This is a genomic window from Pseudomonas sp. R37(2017), from assembly GCF_002113375.1.
Taxonomy (GTDB): Bacteria; Pseudomonadota; Gammaproteobacteria; order Pseudomonadales; family Pseudomonadaceae; genus Aquipseudomonas.
Genome location: NZ_NEHO01000003.1, coordinates 269,162 through 289,051, shown reverse-complemented (window position 1 = coordinate 289,051; position 19,890 = coordinate 269,162). Strand labels below are relative to the sequence as shown.

12 protein-coding genes are annotated in these 19,890 nt (G+C 60.6%); 10 read left to right on the top strand and 2 right to left on the bottom strand.

The annotated features are described in order from the left end of the window. Positions 1–16 precede the first annotated feature (16 nt). Positions 17–916, bottom strand: a complete 900-nt coding sequence (locus CAG47_RS07105; protein WP_085724190.1) for a LysR family transcriptional regulator ArgP — start codon at positions 914–916, stop codon at positions 17–19. Positions 917–1,012: 96 nt separating this feature from the next. On the opposite strand from CAG47_RS07105, the gene CAG47_RS07100 reads away from it, so the two are divergent. The 5 genes from CAG47_RS07100 to CAG47_RS07075 all read left to right on the top strand — a co-directional run bounded on the left by CAG47_RS07100 (position 1,013) and on the right by CAG47_RS07075 (position 7,304). After that, a complete protein-coding gene (locus CAG47_RS07100; protein ID WP_085724189.1) occupies positions 1,013–1,414 on the top strand; it encodes an ACT domain-containing protein in 402 nt (133 codons plus the stop codon). 6 nt (positions 1,415–1,420) lie between these two features. Continuing rightward, positions 1,421–2,023, top strand: coding sequence for a LysE/ArgO family amino acid transporter (locus CAG47_RS07095; RefSeq protein WP_085724188.1), 603 nt, complete (start codon positions 1,421–1,423; stop codon positions 2,021–2,023). A gap of 163 nt (positions 2,024–2,186) precedes the next feature. Beyond that, positions 2,187–2,783, top strand: a complete 597-nt coding sequence (locus tag CAG47_RS07090; protein ID WP_007986065.1) for a superoxide dismutase — start codon at positions 2,187–2,189, stop codon at positions 2,781–2,783. Between the two features lie 859 nt (positions 2,784–3,642). After that, positions 3,643–5,694 (top strand): bifunctional diguanylate cyclase/phosphodiesterase, encoded by a 2,052-nt coding sequence (locus CAG47_RS07080; protein WP_085724186.1) that lies wholly within the window; start codon positions 3,643–3,645, stop codon positions 5,692–5,694. Positions 5,695–5,948: 254 nt separating this feature from the next. After that, positions 5,949–7,304 (top strand): imelysin family protein, encoded by a 1,356-nt coding sequence (locus tag CAG47_RS07075; protein WP_085724344.1) that lies wholly within the window; start codon positions 5,949–5,951, stop codon positions 7,302–7,304. A gap of 73 nt (positions 7,305–7,377) precedes the next feature. Here CAG47_RS07075 and CAG47_RS07070 read toward each other — a convergent pair whose 3' ends face one another. Further along, a complete protein-coding gene (locus CAG47_RS07070; protein WP_256577380.1) occupies positions 7,378–11,661 on the bottom strand; it encodes a dermonecrotic toxin domain-containing protein in 4,284 nt (1,427 codons plus the stop codon). Positions 11,662–11,859: 198 nt separating this feature from the next. Here CAG47_RS07070 and CAG47_RS07065 point away from each other — a divergent pair, with 198 nt between their 5' ends. From CAG47_RS07065 to CAG47_RS07045, 5 genes are all read left to right on the top strand, one after another. Further along, on the top strand, positions 11,860–13,287 hold the full coding sequence (locus tag CAG47_RS07065) for a di-heme oxidoredictase family protein (protein WP_085724185.1): 1,428 nt from the start codon (positions 11,860–11,862) through the stop codon (positions 13,285–13,287). 27 nt (positions 13,288–13,314) lie between these two features. Continuing rightward, the gene (locus tag CAG47_RS07060; protein ID WP_085724184.1) at positions 13,315–14,379 is read left to right on the top strand and encodes an imelysin family protein; all 1,065 of its coding nucleotides are present in this window, start codon (positions 13,315–13,317) and stop codon (positions 14,377–14,379) included. 14 nt (positions 14,380–14,393) lie between these two features. After that, positions 14,394–15,494 carry a DUF1513 domain-containing protein gene (locus CAG47_RS07055; protein ID WP_085724342.1) on the top strand — a complete coding sequence of 367 codons (1,101 nt, stop codon included), beginning with the start codon at positions 14,394–14,396 and terminating at the stop codon, positions 15,492–15,494. A 186-nt stretch (positions 15,495–15,680) separates the two neighbouring features. Continuing rightward, a complete protein-coding gene (locus CAG47_RS07050; RefSeq protein WP_085724183.1) occupies positions 15,681–16,829 on the top strand; it encodes an efflux RND transporter periplasmic adaptor subunit in 1,149 nt (382 codons plus the stop codon). Positions 16,830–16,842: 13 nt separating this feature from the next. Beyond that, a complete protein-coding gene (locus tag CAG47_RS07045; RefSeq protein ID WP_085724182.1) occupies positions 16,843–19,869 on the top strand; it encodes a multidrug efflux RND transporter permease subunit in 3,027 nt (1,008 codons plus the stop codon). The last annotated feature ends 21 nt before the right edge of the window (positions 19,870–19,890 follow it).

The window sequence follows — 19,890 nt, the reverse complement described above, 5'->3', positions numbered from 1 at the left end:
GCTTGCAGCTTGACGCTCAAGGCTGCGCCAAGGGCACCAGCCATTGTTTCGACGCGCGTACCAATTGATCGGTGAGTAAACCCAGCAACTGGCCGCCATTACGCCAATGATGCCAGTACAGCGGCACATCGATCGGCTTATCTGGCAGTAATTCCTGCAACACGCCCCTTTGCAGTTGTTCCCGTACCTGCAGTTCCGGCACCAGCCCCCAGCCCAACCCGGCTTCCGTCAACCGAATGAAACCTTCGGAGGACGGACATAGATGGTGTTCGAAACCACCCTCGACGCCCAGGGACGCAAGGTAGCGATGCTGCAGGAAATCGTCCGGGCCAAACACCAGCGCCGGGGTGCGGGCCAGCTGATCGGCACGTACGCCTTGTGGAAAATGCCGGGCAATAAAAGCCGGGCTGGCCAGTGCACGGTAACGCATGGCCCCCAGCAACACGCTGCGCGCACCGGCCACCGGGCGCTCGCTGGCGCACACACAGGCCGCCACTTCACCGGCGCGCATGCGTTTGAGGCCGACAGTCTGGTCTTCGACCACCAGATCCATCAACAGATGTTGCTCGGCGCAAAACTCGCCCACCGCCTGCGCCCACCAGGTGGCCAGGCTGTCGGCGTTAAGGGCGATCCGCAGGCGTTCCGGCAGGCCCTCTTCATCCAGCGCCGGCACCAGGCTTTGCAAATCCCGTTCAAGCAAGCGCACCTGCTGCACATGGTTGAGCAGTCGCCGACCGATTTCCGTCGGCGTGGGTGGCGTGGCCCGCACCAGCACCGGCTGGCCAACCCGTGCTTCCAGCAACTTGATGCGCTGGGAAATCGCCGATTGCGACAAACCCAGCACCTGGGCTGCACGTTCAAAACCGGCCTGCTCGACCACGGCGGCCAGGGCAGAAAGCAATTTATAGTCGAACATCAGTTTTCCTAATGAGCGATCAGCAAGATTGGTTTTTCTTATACAACCTTCACAAGGACAATGACCAGCAAGAACACTTGAACAAGGATCACCCACATGGCTGGCGAAACTTCATTGGCAACGCTGCTGCGCAGCATGAGCCCGCAACTCAACGCCGGCGAATACGTGTTCTGTACCCTGCGCGACGGCAGGTTGCCTGCGGATCTGGAGATTGTCGGCAGCTTCCGCGAGCAGGAAGGCCTGACCGTGATTCTCGAACGCGCCCACGCCGAAAAAGCCGGGTTGAGCTTCGACTACATCGCCGCCTGGATCACCCTGAACGTGCATTCGGCCCTCGAAGCGGTCGGCCTGACCGCCGCGTTCGCCACGGCATTGGGCAAGGCCGGCATCAGTTGCAATGTGATCGCCGGCTACTACCACGACCATTTGTTTGTCGGCCAGGCCGACGCCGACCGTGCCCTGCAAGTGCTGCGGGATCTGGCAGCCAACGCGGAGTAAAACATCATGTGGCAAAGTTATCTGAACGGCCTGTTGGTAGCCTTCGGCCTGATCATGGCGATCGGCACCCAGAATGCGTTTGTCCTGGCGCAAAGCCTGCGGCGTGAACATCACCTGCCGGTAGCGGCGCTCTGCGTGGCCTGCGACGCCCTGTTGGTGGCGGCCGGAGTATTCGGCCTGGCAACGGTACTGGCACAAAACCCGACACTGCTGGCGATTGCCCGTTGGGGCGGTGCAGCGTTCCTGTTGTGGTACGGCAGCCAGGCACTGCGCCGGGCCTTTTCGAAGCAGAGCCTTGAGCAGGGCGAGAGCCAGACCGTACGCTCGCTGCGGGCAGTGATGCTCAGTGCACTGGCGGTGACGTTGCTCAATCCCCATGTGTATCTGGACACCGTCCTGCTGATCGGCTCCCTGGGCGCACAACAAACCGAGCCCGGTGCTTATGTCGTGGGCGCGGCCAGTGCCTCGCTGCTGTGGTTCTTCACCCTGGCGCTCGGTGCGGCATGGCTGGCCCCCTGGCTCGCCCGCCCCAGTACCTGGCGAATTCTCGATCTGCTGGTGGCGCTGATGATGTTTGCCGTGGCGCTTCAGTTGATCACGGCCATCTGACTCGCGGAACCTCTATTCCACACAGTTGTTGCGTGGTTATGCCGCCCCCCCGGTGCTATGATCCGACTCCCTGCGCCGCAAAGAGTACAAACTCCCCGGCGCTTGTCTGGCCGCCCGTGATAGGCCTTGCGCTCACCGCAACTGACCTGATAGGAGAATCATTATGGCTTTCGAATTGCCGCCGCTGCCGTACGCACACGATGCCCTGCAGCCGCACATTTCCAAGGAAACCCTGGAATACCACCACGACAAGCACCACAACACCTACGTCGTGAACCTGAACAACCTGGTGCCAGGCACCGAGTTCGAAGGCAAGACCCTGGAAGAGATCGTCAAGACTTCCTCGGGCGGTATCTTCAACAACGCGGCTCAGGTCTGGAACCACACTTTCTACTGGAACTGCCTGGCGCCAAACGCTGGTGGTCAACCAACCGGCGCGCTGGCTGAAGCCATCAACGCTGCTTTCGGTTCGTTCGACAAGTTCAAGGAAGAGTTCAGCAAGACGTCCATCGGCACCTTCGGTTCCGGTTGGGGCTGGCTGGTGAAGAAGGCTGACGGTTCCCTGGCCCTGGCCAGCACCATCGGCGCCGGCAACCCGCTGACCAACGGCGACACCCCGCTGCTGACCTGCGACGTCTGGGAACACGCCTACTACATCGACTACCGCAACCTTCGTCCGAAGTATGTCGAAGCGTTCTGGAACCTGGTCAACTGGAAGTTCGTGGCCGAGCAGTTCGAAGGCAAGACCTTCACCGCTTAAGCTCGACGCCAGTCAAGAAACCCGGCTTTTGCCGGGTTTTTTTATGGAAGGAATATGAGCAGAGGGGACGGTGGCGATTATCCCGCCGTCTTCGCGAGCAGGCTCGCTCCCACAGGGACTGGGTACATCCGAGAAATACTGGTCGGCTGTCAAGCCCCCTTCGCGAGCAAGTCGGATCGCCGCACCGCCGCTCCCACAGAAGAGCAGAGCAAAGGCAGATCGGCGAACACCCGCTCTGCTCTTCACCACTCAACAGGCCGAGCGTTAGCTCGTCTGCCGCTCTTGATCTTGATCCATCCGCCCCTTCGGGAGGCTGAGTGGAGGTGTTCATCCGGGGATTGGCGCGCAGCGCCGTTCGACGCAGTCGAACTCATCGCATGTAGGTGCAGCGAAGCAAACCGGAGGGCGATGCCCCCGGATGAATGCCGGAGCGAAGGAACCCCGAGCCTCAGCGAGGGGCCGGACGCCGGGGCGAGCGCTTTTGGTTACTTTTAAGGCGCTTGTTAAAAGTGACTCGCCGTAAGGGCGAAACCATCAGTCGCCGTTACCAAAAAAACGGATATGTACCCCACCCAAACCCGCACGAAGCCAATATCCCAAGATGAAACCAGCCTCCCGCCCCTTGCCCCCCCGCCCACGCCGACTAACATCAACAAATGGAAAATATCTGCGCTCTCTCCTCAAGTTGAAGGACTCGACAACCGACACAGTGCTAACAGGCTAACTCGTCAAGACAACTGCAAATCGGCCAAGCTGCAGGCAAAATCCCTCAAGGATGATTGTCCCTTTGACTGCCATCACGGGATTGCCAATACTCATGGCAATTTGATGCTACCCGCACGGAACAAGGAATAACCCTTTGAAGCTGGAACTCAAGAACAGCTTGTCGGTGAAGTTGCTCCGGGTCGTGCTCCTGTCGGCATTGATCGTCGGCGTGGTCTTGAGCTGTGCGCAGATCGTGTTCGATGCCTATAAAACACGCCAGGCCGTCGCCAACGATGCCGAACGCATCCTCGACATGTTCCGCGACCCCTCGACCCAGGCGGTCTACAGCCTGGACCGGGAAATGGGCATGCAGGTGATCGAAGGCCTGTTTCAGGACGATGCCGTGCGCCAGGCCTCCATCGGCCATCCCAACGAAGCCATGCTCGCGCAAAAAACCCGCGAGTTGCAGCATTCCAGCAGTCGTTGGCTGACTGACCTGATTCTGGGCAAGGAACGCACCTTCACCACCCAGTTGGTCGGTCGCGGGCCTTACAGCGAGTATTACGGCGACCTGAGCATCACCCTCGATACCGCCACCTACGGCCAGGGTTTCATTGTCAGCTCGGTGATCATCTTCATCTCCGGCGTACTGCGCGCGATGGCAATGGGGCTGGTGTTGTACCTGGTCTATCACTGGCTGCTGACCAAGCCGCTGTCGCGGATCATCGAACACCTCACGGAAATCAACCCGGATCGTCCCAGCGAACACAAGATTCCGTTGCTCAAGGGGCACGAGAAAAACGAACTGGGCATCTGGATCAACACCGCCAACCAGTTGCTCGAGTCCATCGAACGCAATACCCATCTGCGCCACGAAGCGGAAAACAGTCTGTTGCGCATGTCCCAGTACGACTTCCTGACGGGACTGCCGAACCGCCAGCAATTGCAGCAACAACTGGACAAGATCCTCATCGACGCTGGCAGACTGCAGCGCCGGGTCGCGGTGTTGTGTGTCGGCCTCGATGACTTCAAGGGCATCAACGAGCAGTTCAGCTACCAGACCGGCGACCAGTTGCTGCTGGCCCTGGCCGATCGCCTGCGCGGTCATAGCGGTCGCCTGGGCGCCCTCGCCCGCCTCGGTGGCGACCAGTTCGCCCTGGTCCAGGCCGATATCGAGCAACCCTACGAAGCCGCCGAGCTGGCGCAAAGCATTCTTGATGATCTGGAAGCGGCGTTTGCCCTCGACCACCAGGAGATCCGCCTGCGCGCCACCATCGGCATCACTCTGTTCCCCGAGGATGGCGACAGCACCGAGAAGTTGCTGCAAAAGGCCGAGCAGACCATGACGCTGGCCAAGACCCGCTCGCGCAACCGGTATCAGTTCTATATCGCCAGCGTCGACACCGAAATGCGTCGCCGCCGCGAGCTGGAAAAAGACCTGCGCGACGCGCTGATCCGCAACCAGTTCTACCTCGTCTACCAGCCGCAGATCAGTTATCGCGATCACCGCGTGGTGGGCGTCGAAGCCCTGATTCGCTGGCAACACCCCGAGCACGGCATGGTGCCGCCAGACCTGTTCATCCCGCTGGCCGAACAGAACGGCACCATCATTGCCATCGGCGAATGGGTGCTGGATCAGGCCTGCAAACAACTACGCGAGTGGCATGACCAGGGTTTCAGCGACCTGCGCATGGCGGTGAACCTGTCCACGGTTCAATTGCACCACGCCGAACTGCCGCGGGTGGTCAACAACCTGCTTCAAATATACCGCCTGCCACCGCGCAGCCTGGAGCTGGAAGTCACCGAAACCGGCCTGATGGAAGACATCAGCACCGCCGCCCAGCACTTGCTCAGCCTGCGCCGCTCCGGCGCGCTGATCGCCATCGACGACTTCGGAACCGGCTATTCGTCCTTGAGCTATCTCAAGAGCCTGCCGCTGGACAAGATCAAGATCGACAAGAGTTTCGTTCAGGACCTGCTCGATGACGACGACGACGCGACCATCGTTCGCGCCATCATCCAGCTGGGCAAGAGCCTGGGCATGCAGGTGATTGCCGAGGGCGTGGAAACCGTCGAGCAAGAGGCCTACATCATTTCCGAAGGCTGCCACGAAGGTCAGGGCTATCACTACAGCAAGCCGTTGCCGGCACGGGAACTGGGCGTTTACCTGAAGCAGGCGCAACGCAGCAACGCCGCTATTTTGTAACCCTGTAGGAGCGAGCAAGCTCGCGATGGTCGTTAACGAAAACGCGGGCTCACTGGATACCCGCGGTGTTCTGGCGTTCATCGCGAGCATGCCGCAAGCGGGCACTCGCTCCTACAGGATTGCAAACCTCACGCCCTGAATAAGAAATATTTCCAGCTACGACTCTTTACACATAATGCGAAAGATTTGCATTATGTCGCAGTTTTGCGTGCGCACTGCACGAATCCACCCCTTATCGAAGCAGGATGTTCGCCATGATTCGTATGCCTCTGGCTACCGCCAGTCTGTTGGCCATCGCTATTTCCCTCGCCGGTTGCGGCGAAGGCAAAGACAAAGAAAAAGCTGCTGCGCCTGCACCAGCTGCCAGCACTGCGGCTGCCCCGGCTGCCCCAGCTGCTGCGCCTGCCGCTGCCGGCAAAGTCGACGAAGCCGCCGCCAAAGCCGTTGTCGCCCATTACGCAGACATCGTTTTCGCCGTTTACAGCGATGCCGAATCCACCGCGAAGACCCTGCAAACCGCCATCGACGCCTTCCTCGCCAAGCCGAACGCCGACACCCTGAAAGCCGCCAAGGCGGCCTGGGTTGCCGCTCGCGTGCCTTACCTGCAGAGCGAAGTGTTCCGCTTCGGCAACACCATCGTCGACGACTGGGAAGGTCAGCTGAACTCCTGGCCGCTGGACGAAGGCCTGATCGACTATGTCGACAAGTCCTACGAACACGCCCTGGGCAACCCGGGTGCCACTGCCAACATCATCGCCAACACTGAAGTGCAGATCGGCGAAGACAAGGTCGATGTCAAAGACATCACCCCGGAAAAACTCGCCAGCCTGAACGAGCTGGGCGGTTCCGAAGCCAACGTTGCCACCGGCTACCACGCCATCGAATTCCTGCTCTGGGGCCAGGACCTGAACGGCACCGGCCCTGGCGCCGGCAACCGTCCGGCTTCGGACTACCTGGAAGGCAAAGGCGCGACCGGCGGTCACAACGACCGTCGTCGCGCCTATTTGAAAGCCGTCACCCAACTGCTGGTCAGCGACCTGGAAGAAATGGTCGGTAACTGGAAGCCGAACGTGGCCGACAACTACCGCGCCACCCTGGAAGCGGAACCGGCTGAATCCGGCCTGCGCAAAATGCTGTTCGGCATGGGTAGCCTGTCCCTGGGCGAACTGGCGGGCGAGCGCATGAAGGTTTCCCTGGAAGCCAACTCCCCGGAAGACGAACAGGATTGCTTCAGCGACAACACCCACAACTCGCACTTCTACGATGCCAAGGGCATTCGTAACGTGTACCTGGGCGAATACACCCGTGTCGACGGCAGCAAAATGACCGGCGCCAGCCTGTCGTCCCTGGTGGCCAAGGTCGACCCGGCTGCCGACACGGCGCTCAAAGACGACCTGGCCGCCACCGAAGCCAAGATCCAGATCATGGTCGACCATGCCAACAAGGGTGAGCACTACGACCAGTTGATCGCCGCCGGCAACACCGCGGGCAACCAGATCGTCCGTGACGCCATCGCGGCCCTGGTCAAGCAGACCGGTTCGATCGAAGCCGCCGCTGGCAAACTGGGCATCAATGATCTGAACCCGGACAACGCCGATCACGAGTTCTGATCCAGCCGGTTTTACCCCGCTGAATGAAAATGCCCCGACTGGTTCGGGGCATTTTTATTGCGCAACGCTATTGTCAGACCCTGAATACAAAGATCGTCGCCCGATTACCCGGCAGTCGATGAACACCACCGATCAAGCGCACAAAGCTGTTGTTAGCTTGCGCATTCTGGACAATGGATCGTGTAAAAGGTGTCATCAGGTCCAGTCTCGGTGACACTTGATAAGGTCCCGCGACCAGCCCGTTCGAGGCACTGCGCAACGACAGCCAAAAAACCTGATTATTGGTACCAGGTCGCGTGAACAACAGTTCGCCCGGCTGATTGAACCCCCCATACATTTGGTAGTGGCTCCCCTCCAGCCGCTCGACCATCAAAGACCTCAGTACTCTTTCGGTAGGCAAGTCCACGGCCTCACGCATCAATATCGACACGCCATCGCTACTGAAATTGAGGGAATGATACGCCTCGGGAATATTATCAAGGCGCCAGACGCCGGCGGCATTCGTCCGTGTGACCGGCAGCAGAGACAATGGCTCGCCCTGCACAGGCAACGTCGGAACCGATAACGAGCGCCAGCTTTGCAGTGTGCGCTGCATGGCCGCCACCCCCCAGAGTGTCAAACCTGCAGGGTTAGTCAGGTTGAACAGCACGTTAGCAACCTGCAACCGCGAGGTCGGAGTCAATGTCGGGAATGCATCCGCTACATAACTGCCCAGCGTTTTCTCGAACGATAACTCGATTGAATTCAGCCAGCGGGACATCGACGGGTCGAATGTCGCCAATCGTGGCTGGCGGTAAAGATCAGCACCGAGCATCTGCTCGAACGCCACGAAGCTATCGAGGGACATGGACGGTTCATGCATCAGCACGATACCGCTATTGATGTCCGCACCTGAAGGCAGGACAGGGAAATAGCGCTGATCGATTTTCACGTATTCGCGCCCGATCATCTGCTGATCCCCGGCAATACGCCTATAGATACCCTGCTCGGCGTTGAGCAATTGCAGTTGCGCCGGATCCAGCGTCTGCCCCCAATCGACAAATTGCTCATTGGCGGGCCGAGCGGGTCGCACAACCACGGGGGTTGGCTGACTGGGCCCGGGAATCGGCTCCGGCGGACGTGGACGACTGGGTCCCGGAACCGGTTCGACCGTCGGGAAGCGAGCAGACTCTCCAACCACACCTCCACCGCTGAACCCTGTCGCCATGTCCAGCCCCCTGAGGCGTAATTGCAGGCGTTGGGGGGTGACGATCAAATAGGGACCGAACGCTTCCAGCGTCCGACCTGCGCGCAAGTAATGCACCAGGCTCAAGCCAAACTCCATTTCGCGGCCACTGGGAAACAGGAAGGACTCAAACACGCGCCGGGCCTGAAACTCGTCCAGAAAAGGATAAAGATCCCTCAGTGCGCGCTCCGGAGAATTCCCTCCCAACGCCGGCGCATCCGGGTGTGTACCGATTTCCCAGTGACCTGCCGCATTGCGGCGGATCGGCGAATAGTGATACTGAACAGGCTTGCGCGCATCCCTCACGCGCCAGGCTTCCTCAAACCCTTCATCAAGGACCGAGTACCAATGTTCCGCTTCCTTGAGGAAGTACTGCCTGCCTCCCTCCTCTTTCGCCAGCCGGTAATGGATACCTTTGTCCTCCCAGCCTGGCAAGGGGCTGAGGCCCTGCGGTTTTTTGCCCACGGCCATTTCCGGGTTCAGCCTGCGCGCCCTCGATGCCACGTTCACACTCGGGTTTGGTGCAGCCCCCGCAACGCCTTTGCCGACCGCACCATCGATCAGCGCACCGGTGAATTCGCCCAACGCGCGTACCACGTAGTGGGCTGTACCGGAACGATCGCCAATTTTCGCGGCCTCAATGGCGTTGAACATGGCAAACAGACTGCGGGCCATGCCGATAGGCAGTGTCACGCGAATTGGCAGGACCATGGTCACCACATCCAGCACAATTTCGCCGATGGTCAGACCGGTCTCGATATCGGTCTGCCCGGTAGTCGTCGATTGGGCTGCCGCGTCGTTGATCGCGAAACTGGCCTCGATCTCGTACCCATCCTCGAAGACATTGTTCGCAATATTGGCAAGATGGACCATTGAGACGTCCCCTCGTCCCTGGACCACAGCCCAGACATGAGGTTGAAACGCCAGTTCTACCCGACCGACCAGATATTCGCGCCAAGCGCTGTTGAACACGAACGCCTTCATCAGGTCCTCCCTGGCGTACTCGTGGAACACCTGGCCGTCAGGCGCCTGGGGTGTATACACCACAACGCTACCGCCACCACTGGTCGCCGTGGAGAACAGCAGTACGCCACGCACCCGCTGTCCTCGTATGTTCAGGTACTGCACGATGATCCGGTGACCTTCGACCTCTGCGCGCTGATCGTTGTCGACGGGTTGGTCCAGCACTGCTTTCACCCAGTTGAAGCCGCGTGCCAATCGATCCACCACAAAATCCCCGGCGATCTTCGCTTCGATGGCATCCAGGCGCAGTTGCGCGGCCATGAGCCGGGCAAAGGTCTGCTTGCGCAGCTTCGCTTCCTCGGAAGTGATCAGGTGCTCGCGCAAAAAGTCCCGATAGGTTTTACCGACGTTCAGCCGACGCACCAGGTCCTTGACCTGCTCGACAGTCAAATCCTCATAGGCAGGCAATCCTGCGACAGGATTGACGTTCGGCGACGACGGGATACTGACGGGCCTCAAGCCACTGGCAGTCTTGAGGGTCAGCGTAGAGAAGTTGCTGAAGTTGAAGTCCAGCCCCCCGACATTCTCCAGGGCCAACTCGGTCAATGTCCGTGAGCGATACCTGCGTGGCGCGCCCGTGGGTTCGCGAATCGTCGATCCGGGGGCGCCCGGTACAAAGTTCGCCGACCCGATATCCGGCTCCGAGGTGGTGACGAGGATGTCATCCGGGTCCACCGTCAACCCATGCTCAGACTCAAGCACGGCGCGCAGTTGGCGATTGCTGTAGGTCAGCAATGAACGCCGATCACTGAACTGGCTGAATGAAGGCAAACCTTCGGAGTCAGGCAGATTGGCCAGGGTCTCGGCGTATTCAGTGAATGCTTTTACCCAGGACGCTTTGTCGTCATCAGAGGCGCCAGCAAGAAAAGCCTGCAAGCGTGCCAGTGCGCATTTCTGGTGTCTGGCCTGAAGGACTGCGTCAATGTTGAAAGCGCGCCGCAGATCGCTGAGCCGATCCAGCGTGCGCGGCAAGTCCGCCGAGCCAGCGTGCACACCCAACGTTTGATATCGGGCAATGTTCGACGCGACGTTGTCGCGGATCAGCAGGCATTGCGATTCGATCCCGAAGGTGAAAGGCGAGTCGAGGCGCTCCAGATATCGCACCTGACCACTGATCGGCACACTGCGATGCAGCGTCAATACAGATTCCTGATCCTTGTCGGCGACCATCTCCAGCAGGCTCGCACACTCTCGGGAGTGTCCCAGCCGCCGATGCAACTCACGATCAAGGCTGGCCAGCGAGTCGAACTCCTCCAGGCCTTGGTTCGGAGTGAACAGCAGCACCAGCCCGACGTTGGCGCTCGGTTCGATGGGACGAACCACCGGCACCGCCGCGTCGGTCTCCGGCCTCACCTGCCCATCCTGCGGATCACGCGCGGTGAGGATAAAGGCGCCATGCACAGGGATCGCCGACGCCTCGTCGACACCAAGTGCCATGGCATAGACGCAGGGCCGATAGCCTTTCAACGCCTGTCGGGCCACCGCATCCGGGTACTCCAGCAGTTTTTCGAGCAGCGCTTGTGCCGCACTGCTGAGCAGACCGTCGAGCTTGAGCAGCGCACTTTCGGTTTTCATCTGCTCGCGCCGGATCTGCTCCAGCCATTGCTGACGGGTTCGTGGATCGGTCGAGCTGAGCGGACTGTTCCAATAGCGCTGCAGATACAACGGATATTGCACCAGCACGTCATTGGCCAGCCCATCAACAAAGGCGTCGAACGCCTGTGCAGAAAGGGCCGTATAGTGCTCGGGGGCATCACCCGCTGCAGGGGCGGCGTAGAACCGGGACTGTCGCTGGGCATGGTTCGCTGGCTCGGAGCTGACGATACGGCTTACCACTGCATCCATCAGGCTGGGTTGCAGTTGCGACTCGGATGGGGATGGGTTGTCACTGGATCGAACAAAGCAGTGCCGCAAATCCAAATGCGCTGTCAGGTCGCTGAACGCCTGATTGAAGCTCTGTTGCACGAAGGCGTGGAAACTTGGTTGTGCCTGAAAATACTCAGTGAGCTGGACGTCCAGTGCCGTGAGTTTTTTGCGCAGGTCGGCCTGCAAGGGGGTGTCCCTGTTGTTCATCAGGTCGCGAAGAGAGGATGGAGACTGGCTGGTCATGATGAGACTCTATGTTGTCGGAGTGTTCTGCATCCTTGCACCCCGACAACCAGCTTGTGAGGTACATATGTATAGGCTGATGGGACGGCCCCTTACCGAAACCACCTGCCAATCAAGTAAACGATAATTCCTCTTATTCAAACTCCCCTGCCCTGTTAGACTTTGCGCCCTTGATTTAATCGTCTTGCAGGATGTCTGATGCCCCCGCTGCCTCTTCGCTTGTCCGCACTGTTCCTGGCCCTGGGCCTGAGTGCCTGCGATGACGCCCCGAAATTCACCCGGGCCGAACCCGGTGAAGCCCGCTCCGGCGGCAGTGCGACGGTGCGCAAGAGCGATCAGAACGCGTTTTCCATGCCATCGGCGAACCTGCCGCCGTCACGGCGCGTGGATTTCAGTGTCGGCAACAGCTTCTTCCGCAGCCCCTGGGTGATCGCCCCGTCGACGACGACCGCTCGCGATGGCCTCGGCCCACTGTTCAATACCAATGCCTGCCAGGGCTGTCACATCAAGGACGGCCGCGGCCATCCGCCGACTCCGGACGATGTGAATGCCGTGTCGATGCTGGTACGCCTGTCGATTCCCGACGCCCCGGCGTATGCCAAGGTCATCGAACAGCTCGGCGTGGTGCCGGAGCCCGTCTACGGTGGACAGTTCCAGGACATGGCCGTACCCGGTGTCGCCCCCGAAGGCAAAGTACGGGTCGATTACACCGCCGTGCCGGTTCGCTTCAAGGACGGCACCGAAATCGAGCTGCGCAAACCGAGCCTGAACATCACCCAACTGGGTTACGGCCCGATGCACCCCGACACTCGCTTCTCGGCACGTGTAGCGCCGCCGATGATTGGCCTGGGCCTGCTCGAAGCGATTCCCGAGGAGGCGATCCTGGCCAACGCCGAGGCGCAGGCCAAGGCGAACAACGGCATTGCCGGACGTCCGAACCAGGTGTGGGACGACGCCCAACAGAAGACAGTGTTGGGAAGATTTGGCTGGAAAGCCGGGCAACCGAACCTCAATCAACAAAATGTTCACGCGTTTTCCGGAGACATGGGGCTCACGACCAGCCTGAGCCCCTTCGATGACTGCACGGACGCGCAAACGGCCTGCAAGCAGGCACCCAGTGGCATCGGCCCGGATGGCGAGCCGGAAGTCAGCGATAACATCCTGCGCCTGGTGCTGTTCTACAGCCGCAACCTCGCCGTTCCGGCCCGTCGTGACGTCAACTCACCTGAAGTGCTGGCCGGCAAGACTTTGTTCTATCAGGCCGGTTGCCAGTCCTGTCACACACCGAAATACACCACCGCCGCCAACGCCGCCGAACCTGAACTGGCCAATCAAGTGATTCGCCCGTACAGCGATCTGCTGCTGCATGACATGGGCGACGGCCTGGCCGACAACCGTAGCGAATTCCAGGCCAACGGCCGCCAATGGCGTACTCCGCCATTGTGGGGCATCGGCCTGACACAAACGGTCAGCGGCCACACCCAGTTCCTGCACGACGGCCGCGCCCGCAACCTGCTCGAGGCGGTGCTCTGGCATGGCGGCGAAGCGACGGCGGCGCAGCAACAGGTTTTGTCTTTCAATGCCGAGCAGCGCAGCGCGCTGCTGGCGTTCCTGAATTCCCTTTAACACGCATTCCACTCGCGGGAGCCCGACATGTTCCGTCCCAAACTGCTGTTCACAAGCCTTGCCGCACTCGCCCTGGGCGCCTGCTCGCCCCAGGACCCGCAAGCGGTCACGTCGGCAGCCATCGCCAAGTCGGTGATCCTGCCGACCTACACCCGCTGGGTTGAAGCCGACCGTCAATTGGCGGTCAGCGCCCTCGCCTACTGCGAAGGCAAGGAAACCCTGGAAACCGCCCGTGCCGATTTCCTGCACGCGCAAAAGGCCTGGGCCGAGCTGCAACCGCTGCTGATCGGGCCATTGGCCGAAGGCAACCGCTCGTGGCAAGTGCAGTTCTGGCCGGACAAGAAAAACCTGGTCGGCCGTCAGGTCGAGCAACTGGTCACCGCCCAGCCGCAGATCGATGCCGCTGCCCTGGCCAAGTCCAGCGTTGTGGTACAGGGTCTCTCGGCCTACGAATACGTTCTGTTCGACAGCAAGCCTGACGTGGCCAACGCTGAGCAGAAGGCCAAATACTGCCCGCTGCTGATTGCCATCGGCGAGCGCCAGAAGCAATTGGCCGAAGAGATTCTGCAAACCTGGAACAACACCGACGGCATGCTCGCGCAAATGAGCAAATTCCCGAACCAGCGCTACGCGGACTCCCACGAAGCGATCGCCGATCTGCTGCGTGTGCAAGTCACGGCCATCGATACCCTGAAGAAAAAACTCGGCACGCCGATGGGCCGCCAGAGCAAGGGCGTGCCGCAACCGTTCCAGGCCGACGCATGGCGTAGCCAGTCGTCCCTGGCCAGCCTCGAAGCCAGTCTCGCAGCCGCCAGGACAGTCTGGGAAGGCGTGGATAACAAAGGCCTGCGCAGCCTGTTGCCGAGCGAACAGAAACCGCTGGCCGACAAGATCGATGCCGCCTATGCCGCCTCACTGAAGCTGTTCGCCAGCAACCAGCGCTCGCTGACCGACATGCTCAATGACGATGCCGGCCGCCAGCAACTCAACGAGTTGTACGACAGCCTCAACGTTGTCCATCGCTTGCACGAGGCTGATCTGGCCAAGGCGCTGGGCATCCAACTGGGCTTCAATGCCAACGACGGCGACTGATGGGGGCGAGTTCCATGCTGCGACGCCAGGCTCTGACCTTGGGTAGTTTGTTGCTGGGTGCGGTGACGCTGGGCGGCTGGAAGCTGTTCAAGCAAAAGGACAAGAGTCCGTTGTTGCTTTCGGCACGGGACGATAGCGATGGCAAGCATTACGCCGTCGGTTATCGGCTCGATGGCACCCAGGTGTTCGCCACCCGGGTCGGCCAGCGTTGCCACGACATCATCAACCACCCGACACAGCCGATTGCGCTGTTCGTCGCCCGCCGTCCGGGGACCGAGAGCTACCTGATCGACCTGCGCGACGGCGCGCTCCTGCAAACCGTGGTGTCGCAGCCGAACCGGCACTTCTACGGACACGCGGTCATTCACCACAGCGGCGACTGGCTGTACGCCACCGAAAACGACACCACCGATCCCGGTCGCGGCCTGCTCGGCGTGTACAAATTCGAAGGCGAGCGGCTGGTGCACAGCGGCGAGATTTCCACCCACGGCCTTGGTCCACACCAGGTGTCGTGGATGCCCGATGGCGAAACCCTGGTGGTGGCCAACGGCGGGATTCGCACCGAAGCCGAAAGCCGGGTGGAGATGAACCTCGACGCCATGGAACCGAGCCTGGTCCTGATGCAGCGTGACGGCACGCTGCTGAGCAAGGAAACCCTCGCCCAGCAGATGAACAGCGTGCGCCACCTGGCCATCGCCAGTGATGGCACCATCGTCGCCAGCCAGCAGTTCATGGGCGCGGCCCATGAGTCGTCGGAGCTGTTGGCGATCAAGCGTCCCGGCCAGCCTTTCGTCGCCTTCCCGGTGCCCGAACACCAGTTGCAGGCCATGGGGCACTACACCGCCAGCGTCGCTGTACACAACGATTTGCGCCTGGTGGCGTTGACTGCACCACGGGGCAACCGTTTTTTCATCTGGGACCTGGACAGTGGCGAAGTACGCCTGGATGCCCCACTGCCCGATTGCGCCGGGGTCGGGGCCGTGGCCGATGGCTTTGTCGTGACCTCGGGCCAGGGACGGTGCCGCTACTACGACTGCCGCCAGACCAATCTTGTTGCCAAGCCCCTTGAGCTACCCGCAGGGCTCTGGGACAACCATCTGCATCTGATGGCCTGAGTCACTGAAAAGATCGCCGCCCGCATCGGGAGGACACACACCGCAGGCGAGTCCCAAGGCGGCGAATCTTTCAGGCTTTCACCTCTCTAATACTTCACAACCTGTAAAAACGGCAGTGGGATTACCCTCTAAACTCCCGGTACTGTGCCCCACTGTCTCACCTGATTTTCTCCAAGGAACTGGAATATGCTGCGTCGCCGCATGCTGATCATGTTGGGTGTTGTGCTACTGATTGTGTTGGTCCTGGCTGCGTACAAAGCCTTCTCGATCTACACGATGGTTCAAGGTTTCTCTGCGCCCAGACCGGCAATCAGCGTTGCCGTGGCCACCGCCACCGAGCGCCCATGGCAAGCCCGCCTGCCTACCGTTGGCACGCTCAAGGCATTGCAGGGCGTGGACCTGAGCCTGGAGACCGATGGCACCGTCATCGATGTCCAATTCGAGTCAGGGCAGAAGGTCAAGGCCGGCCAACCCATCGTCCGGCTCGACAGCGCCGTGGAAAGCGCCTTGCTCGAAACCGCCCAGGCCGACCTCGGGCTGGCCCAACTGGACTACAACCGTGGCAGCCAACTGGTAGGCAGCCAGGCGATTTCCAAAGGTGAGTTCGACCGACTCTCGGCGGTCCTGAAAAAGAGCAGGGCCACGGTCAATCAGCTCAAGGCCGCGCTTGAGAAAAAACGCATCATCGCGCCATTCAGCGGCACCATCGGCATTCGTCAGGTGGACGTCGGCGACTACGTGGCCAGTGGCACCATGATCGCCACCCTGCAAGACCTCAGTAGCCTGTATGTCGACTTTTTCGTGCCCGAGCAGTCAGTGCCGAAGATTGCGCTTGGCCAGCCAGTGCAGGCCATTGTCGCGGCGTATCCGACCCAGGAGTATCCCGGCACTATCAGTGCAATCAACCCCAAGGTAGAGAACAGCACCCGTAACGTTCAGGTCCGCGCGACCCTGGCCAACCCCGATGGCAAGTTGATGCCAGGCATGTTCGCCAGCCTCCAGGTGCTCCTGCCCGACCCGCAGCCGCGCATCGTGGTGCCGGAAAGCGCGATTACCTACACGCTCTACGGCAACTCGGTGTATGTGGCCGTACCAAAGAAGGCCGAAGATGGCAGCCCGGAAAAGGACGACAAGGGTCAGCCGGTGCTGATCGCCGAACGACGTTTTGTCGAAACCGGCGAACGCCGCGATGGGCAAGTGATGATCACCAAAGGCGTGCAGAACGGCGAGAAAGTGGTCACCGCCGGCCAGCTCAAACTGGACAACGGCGCACACATTGCCATCAGCGAAGACAAGACCCTCGCCGAGCAGAACAGCCCGCCCCGCGCGGACTGATCAAGGAATCCCCATGGCTTTTACCGATCCGTTCATTCGCCGCCCGGTTCTCGCAACCGTGGTCAGCCTGCTGATTGTGCTGCTGGGCTTCCAGGCCTGGGGCAAGCTGCCGCTGCGCCAGTATCCGCAAATGGAAAACGCCCTGATCACGGTGACCACCGCCTACCCAGGGGCCAACGCCGAGACCATCCAGGGCTATATCACCCAGCCGATGCAGCAAAGCCTGGCCAGCGCCGAGGGCATCGACTACATGACCTCGGTCAGTCGCCAGAACTTCTCGGTGATCTCGATCTACGCGCGCGTCGGCTCCAACAGCGATCGCCTGTTTACCGAACTGCTGGCCAAGGCCAACGAGGTCAAGAACAAGCTGCCCCAGGACGCTGAAGACCCGGTGCTGAGCAAGGAGTCTGCCGATGCATCAGTGCTGATGTACATCAGCTACTTCAGCAAGGAGTTGAGCAACCCGCAGATTACCGATTACCTGTCGCGGGTGATCCAGCCCAAGCTGGCGACCTTGCCCGGGATGGCCGAAGCCGAGATCCTCGGCAACCAGGTGTTTGCCATGCGCCTGTGGCTGGACCCAGTGAAGCTGGCGGGTTTCGGCCTGAGTGCCAGCGACGTGACCAACGCGGTGCGCCAGTACAACTTCCTCTCTGCCGCCGGCGAGGTGAAAGGCGAATACGTGGTCACCAGCATCAACGCCAATACCGAACTCAAGTCCGCCGAAGCCTTCGGGTCGATTCCGCTGAAGATCGATGGCGACAGCCGTGTGCTGCTGCGCGATGTGGCGCGTGTGGAAATGGGTGCGGAAAACTACGATTCCATCAGCTCGTTCGGTGGCACCCCGTCGGTGTACATCGGCATCAAGGCGACACCCGGCGCCAACCCGCTGGATGTGATCAAGGAAGTGCGCAAGATCATGCCGGATCTTGATGCCCAGTTGCCGCCGAACCTGAAAGGTGAAATCGCCTACGACGCCACCCTGTTCATCCAGGCCTCGATCGACGAAGTGGTGAAAACCCTGTTCGAAGCGGTACTGATCGTGATCGTGGTGGTGTTCCTGTTCCTTGGCGCCCTGCGCTCGGTGGTGATCCCGGTGGTCACCATCCCGCTATCGATGATTGGCGTCATGTTCTTCATGCAGATGATGGGGTACTCGATCAACCTGCTCACCCTGCTGGCGATGGTATTGGCCATCGGCCTGGTGGTGGACGACGCCATCGTGGTGGTGGAAAACATTCACCGTCACATCGAGGAAGGCAAGACACCGCTGGAGGCTGCCCTTGAAGGCGCCCGGGAAATCGCCATGCCGGTGGTTTCGATGACCATCACCCTGGCGGCGGTGTACGCCCCGATCGGTTTCCTGACCGGCCTGACCGGGGCGCTGTTCAAGGAGTTCGCCCTGACCCTGGCTGGCGCGGTGGTGATTTCCGGTATCGTCGCCCTGACCCTGTCGCCGATGATGTGTGCGTTTCTGCTGCGTCACGACGAGAATCCCAGTGGCCTGGCCCATCGCCTGGACATGATGTTCGAACGCCTCAAGCGCCGCTACCAGAGCTTGCTGCACGGCACCCTCAATACCCGGCCGGTGGTGCTGGTGTTCGCCGTGATCGTGTTGGGCTTGATTCCGGTCCTGCTCAATTTCACCAAATCGGAACTGGCGCCGGATGAGGACCAGGGCATCATTTTCATGATCGCCAACGCCCCGCAACAGACCAACCTCGACTACCTGAACACCTACACCGACGAGTTCGTCTCGATCTTCAAGGCGTTTCCCGAGTACTACTCGTCCTTCCAGATCAACGGTTTCAACGGTGTGCAATCGGGCATCGGCGGTTTCCTGCTCAAACCATGGGGCGATCGCAGCCGCACGCAAATGGCGATCCTGCCCGAGGTCCAGGCCAAACTGGAAAAGATCCCGGGGCTGCAGATCTTCGGCTTCAACCTGCCGTCATTGCCGGGCACCGGCGAGGGCTTGCCGTTCCAGTTCGTCATCAACTCCGCCCACGATTACGAGTTGATATTGCAGGTGGTGGACCGGGTTAAAAAACGTGCGATGGAATCCGGCAAGTTTGCCTTTGTCGACGTTGACCTGGCCTTCGACAAGCCGGAAGTGGTGGTGGACATCGACCGCGCCAAGGCCGCGCAGATGGGGGTTTCCATGCAGGATCTGGGAGGAACCCTGGCGACCCTGCTGGGTGAAGGCGAGATCAACCGATTCACCATCGAAGGCCGCAGCTACAAGGTCATTGCCCAGGTCGAGCGGCCGTTCCGTGACAATCCGGACTGGCTGAACAATTACTACGTGAAAAACAACAAGGGCGAACTGCTGGCGTTATCGACCCTGATCACCGTCACCGACCGAGCCCGACCGCGACAGCTGAACCAGTTCCAGCAACTCAACTCGGCCATCCTGTCCGGCGTGCCGCTGGTGAGCATGGGGGAAGCCATCGACCTCGTGCGCCAGATCGCCAGGGAAGAAGCTCCCGCCGGTTTTGCCGTCGACTACGCCGGCGCATCGAGGCAGTACGTTCAGGAGGGCAGCGCCCTGTGGATCACCTTTGCCCTGGCACTGGCGGTCATTTTCCTGGTACTGGCCGCCCAGTTCGAAAGCTTCCGCGACCCGCTGGTGATCCTGGTCACCGTGCCCCTGTCTATCTGCGGCGCATTGATTCCGCTGTTTCTGGGCTGGTCGAGCATGAACATCTACACCCAGGTCGGGCTGGTGACGTTGATCGGGCTGATCAGCAAACACGGCATTCTGATCGTCGAGTTCGCCAACCAGCTACGCAAGGACAAGGGCCTGACAGCGCGCGAAGCGGTAGAAGAAGCGGCGGCCATCCGGCTGCGTCCGGTCCTGATGACCACCGCGGCAATGGTGTTCGGCATGGTGCCATTGATCATCGCCACCGGGGCTGGCGCGGTAAGCCGGTTCGACATCGGCACGGTCATCGCGACGGGCATGTCGATCGGCACATTGTTCACCCTGTTCGTGTTGCCTTGCGTGTACACGTTGCTGGCAAAACCCGATAAGCGCTGAAACAGATGTATTTGCAGGAGA

Excerpts from the sequence above, each read along its gene's own strand:
- CAG47_RS07105 (WP_085724190.1), bottom strand. The coding sequence starts at position 916 with ATGTTCGACTATAAATTGCTTTCTGCCCTGGCCGCCGTGGTCGAGCAG.
- CAG47_RS07100 (WP_085724189.1), top strand. The coding sequence starts at position 1,013 with ATGGCTGGCGAAACTTCATTGGCAACGCTGCTGCGCAGCATGAGCCCG.
- CAG47_RS07095 (WP_085724188.1), top strand. The coding sequence starts at position 1,421 with ATGTGGCAAAGTTATCTGAACGGCCTGTTGGTAGCCTTCGGCCTGATC.
- CAG47_RS07090 (WP_007986065.1), top strand. The coding sequence starts at position 2,187 with ATGGCTTTCGAATTGCCGCCGCTGCCGTACGCACACGATGCCCTGCAG.
- CAG47_RS07075 (WP_085724344.1), top strand. The coding sequence starts at position 5,949 with ATGATTCGTATGCCTCTGGCTACCGCCAGTCTGTTGGCCATCGCTATT.
- CAG47_RS07070 (WP_256577380.1), bottom strand. The coding sequence starts at position 11,661 with ATGACCAGCCAGTCTCCATCCTCTCTTCGCGACCTGATGAACAACAGG.
- CAG47_RS07065 (WP_085724185.1), top strand. The coding sequence starts at position 11,860 with ATGCCCCCGCTGCCTCTTCGCTTGTCCGCACTGTTCCTGGCCCTGGGC.
- CAG47_RS07060 (WP_085724184.1), top strand. The coding sequence starts at position 13,315 with ATGTTCCGTCCCAAACTGCTGTTCACAAGCCTTGCCGCACTCGCCCTG.
- CAG47_RS07055 (WP_085724342.1), top strand. The coding sequence starts at position 14,394 with ATGCTGCGACGCCAGGCTCTGACCTTGGGTAGTTTGTTGCTGGGTGCG.
- CAG47_RS07050 (WP_085724183.1), top strand. The coding sequence starts at position 15,681 with ATGCTGCGTCGCCGCATGCTGATCATGTTGGGTGTTGTGCTACTGATT.
- CAG47_RS07045 (WP_085724182.1), top strand. The coding sequence starts at position 16,843 with ATGGCTTTTACCGATCCGTTCATTCGCCGCCCGGTTCTCGCAACCGTG.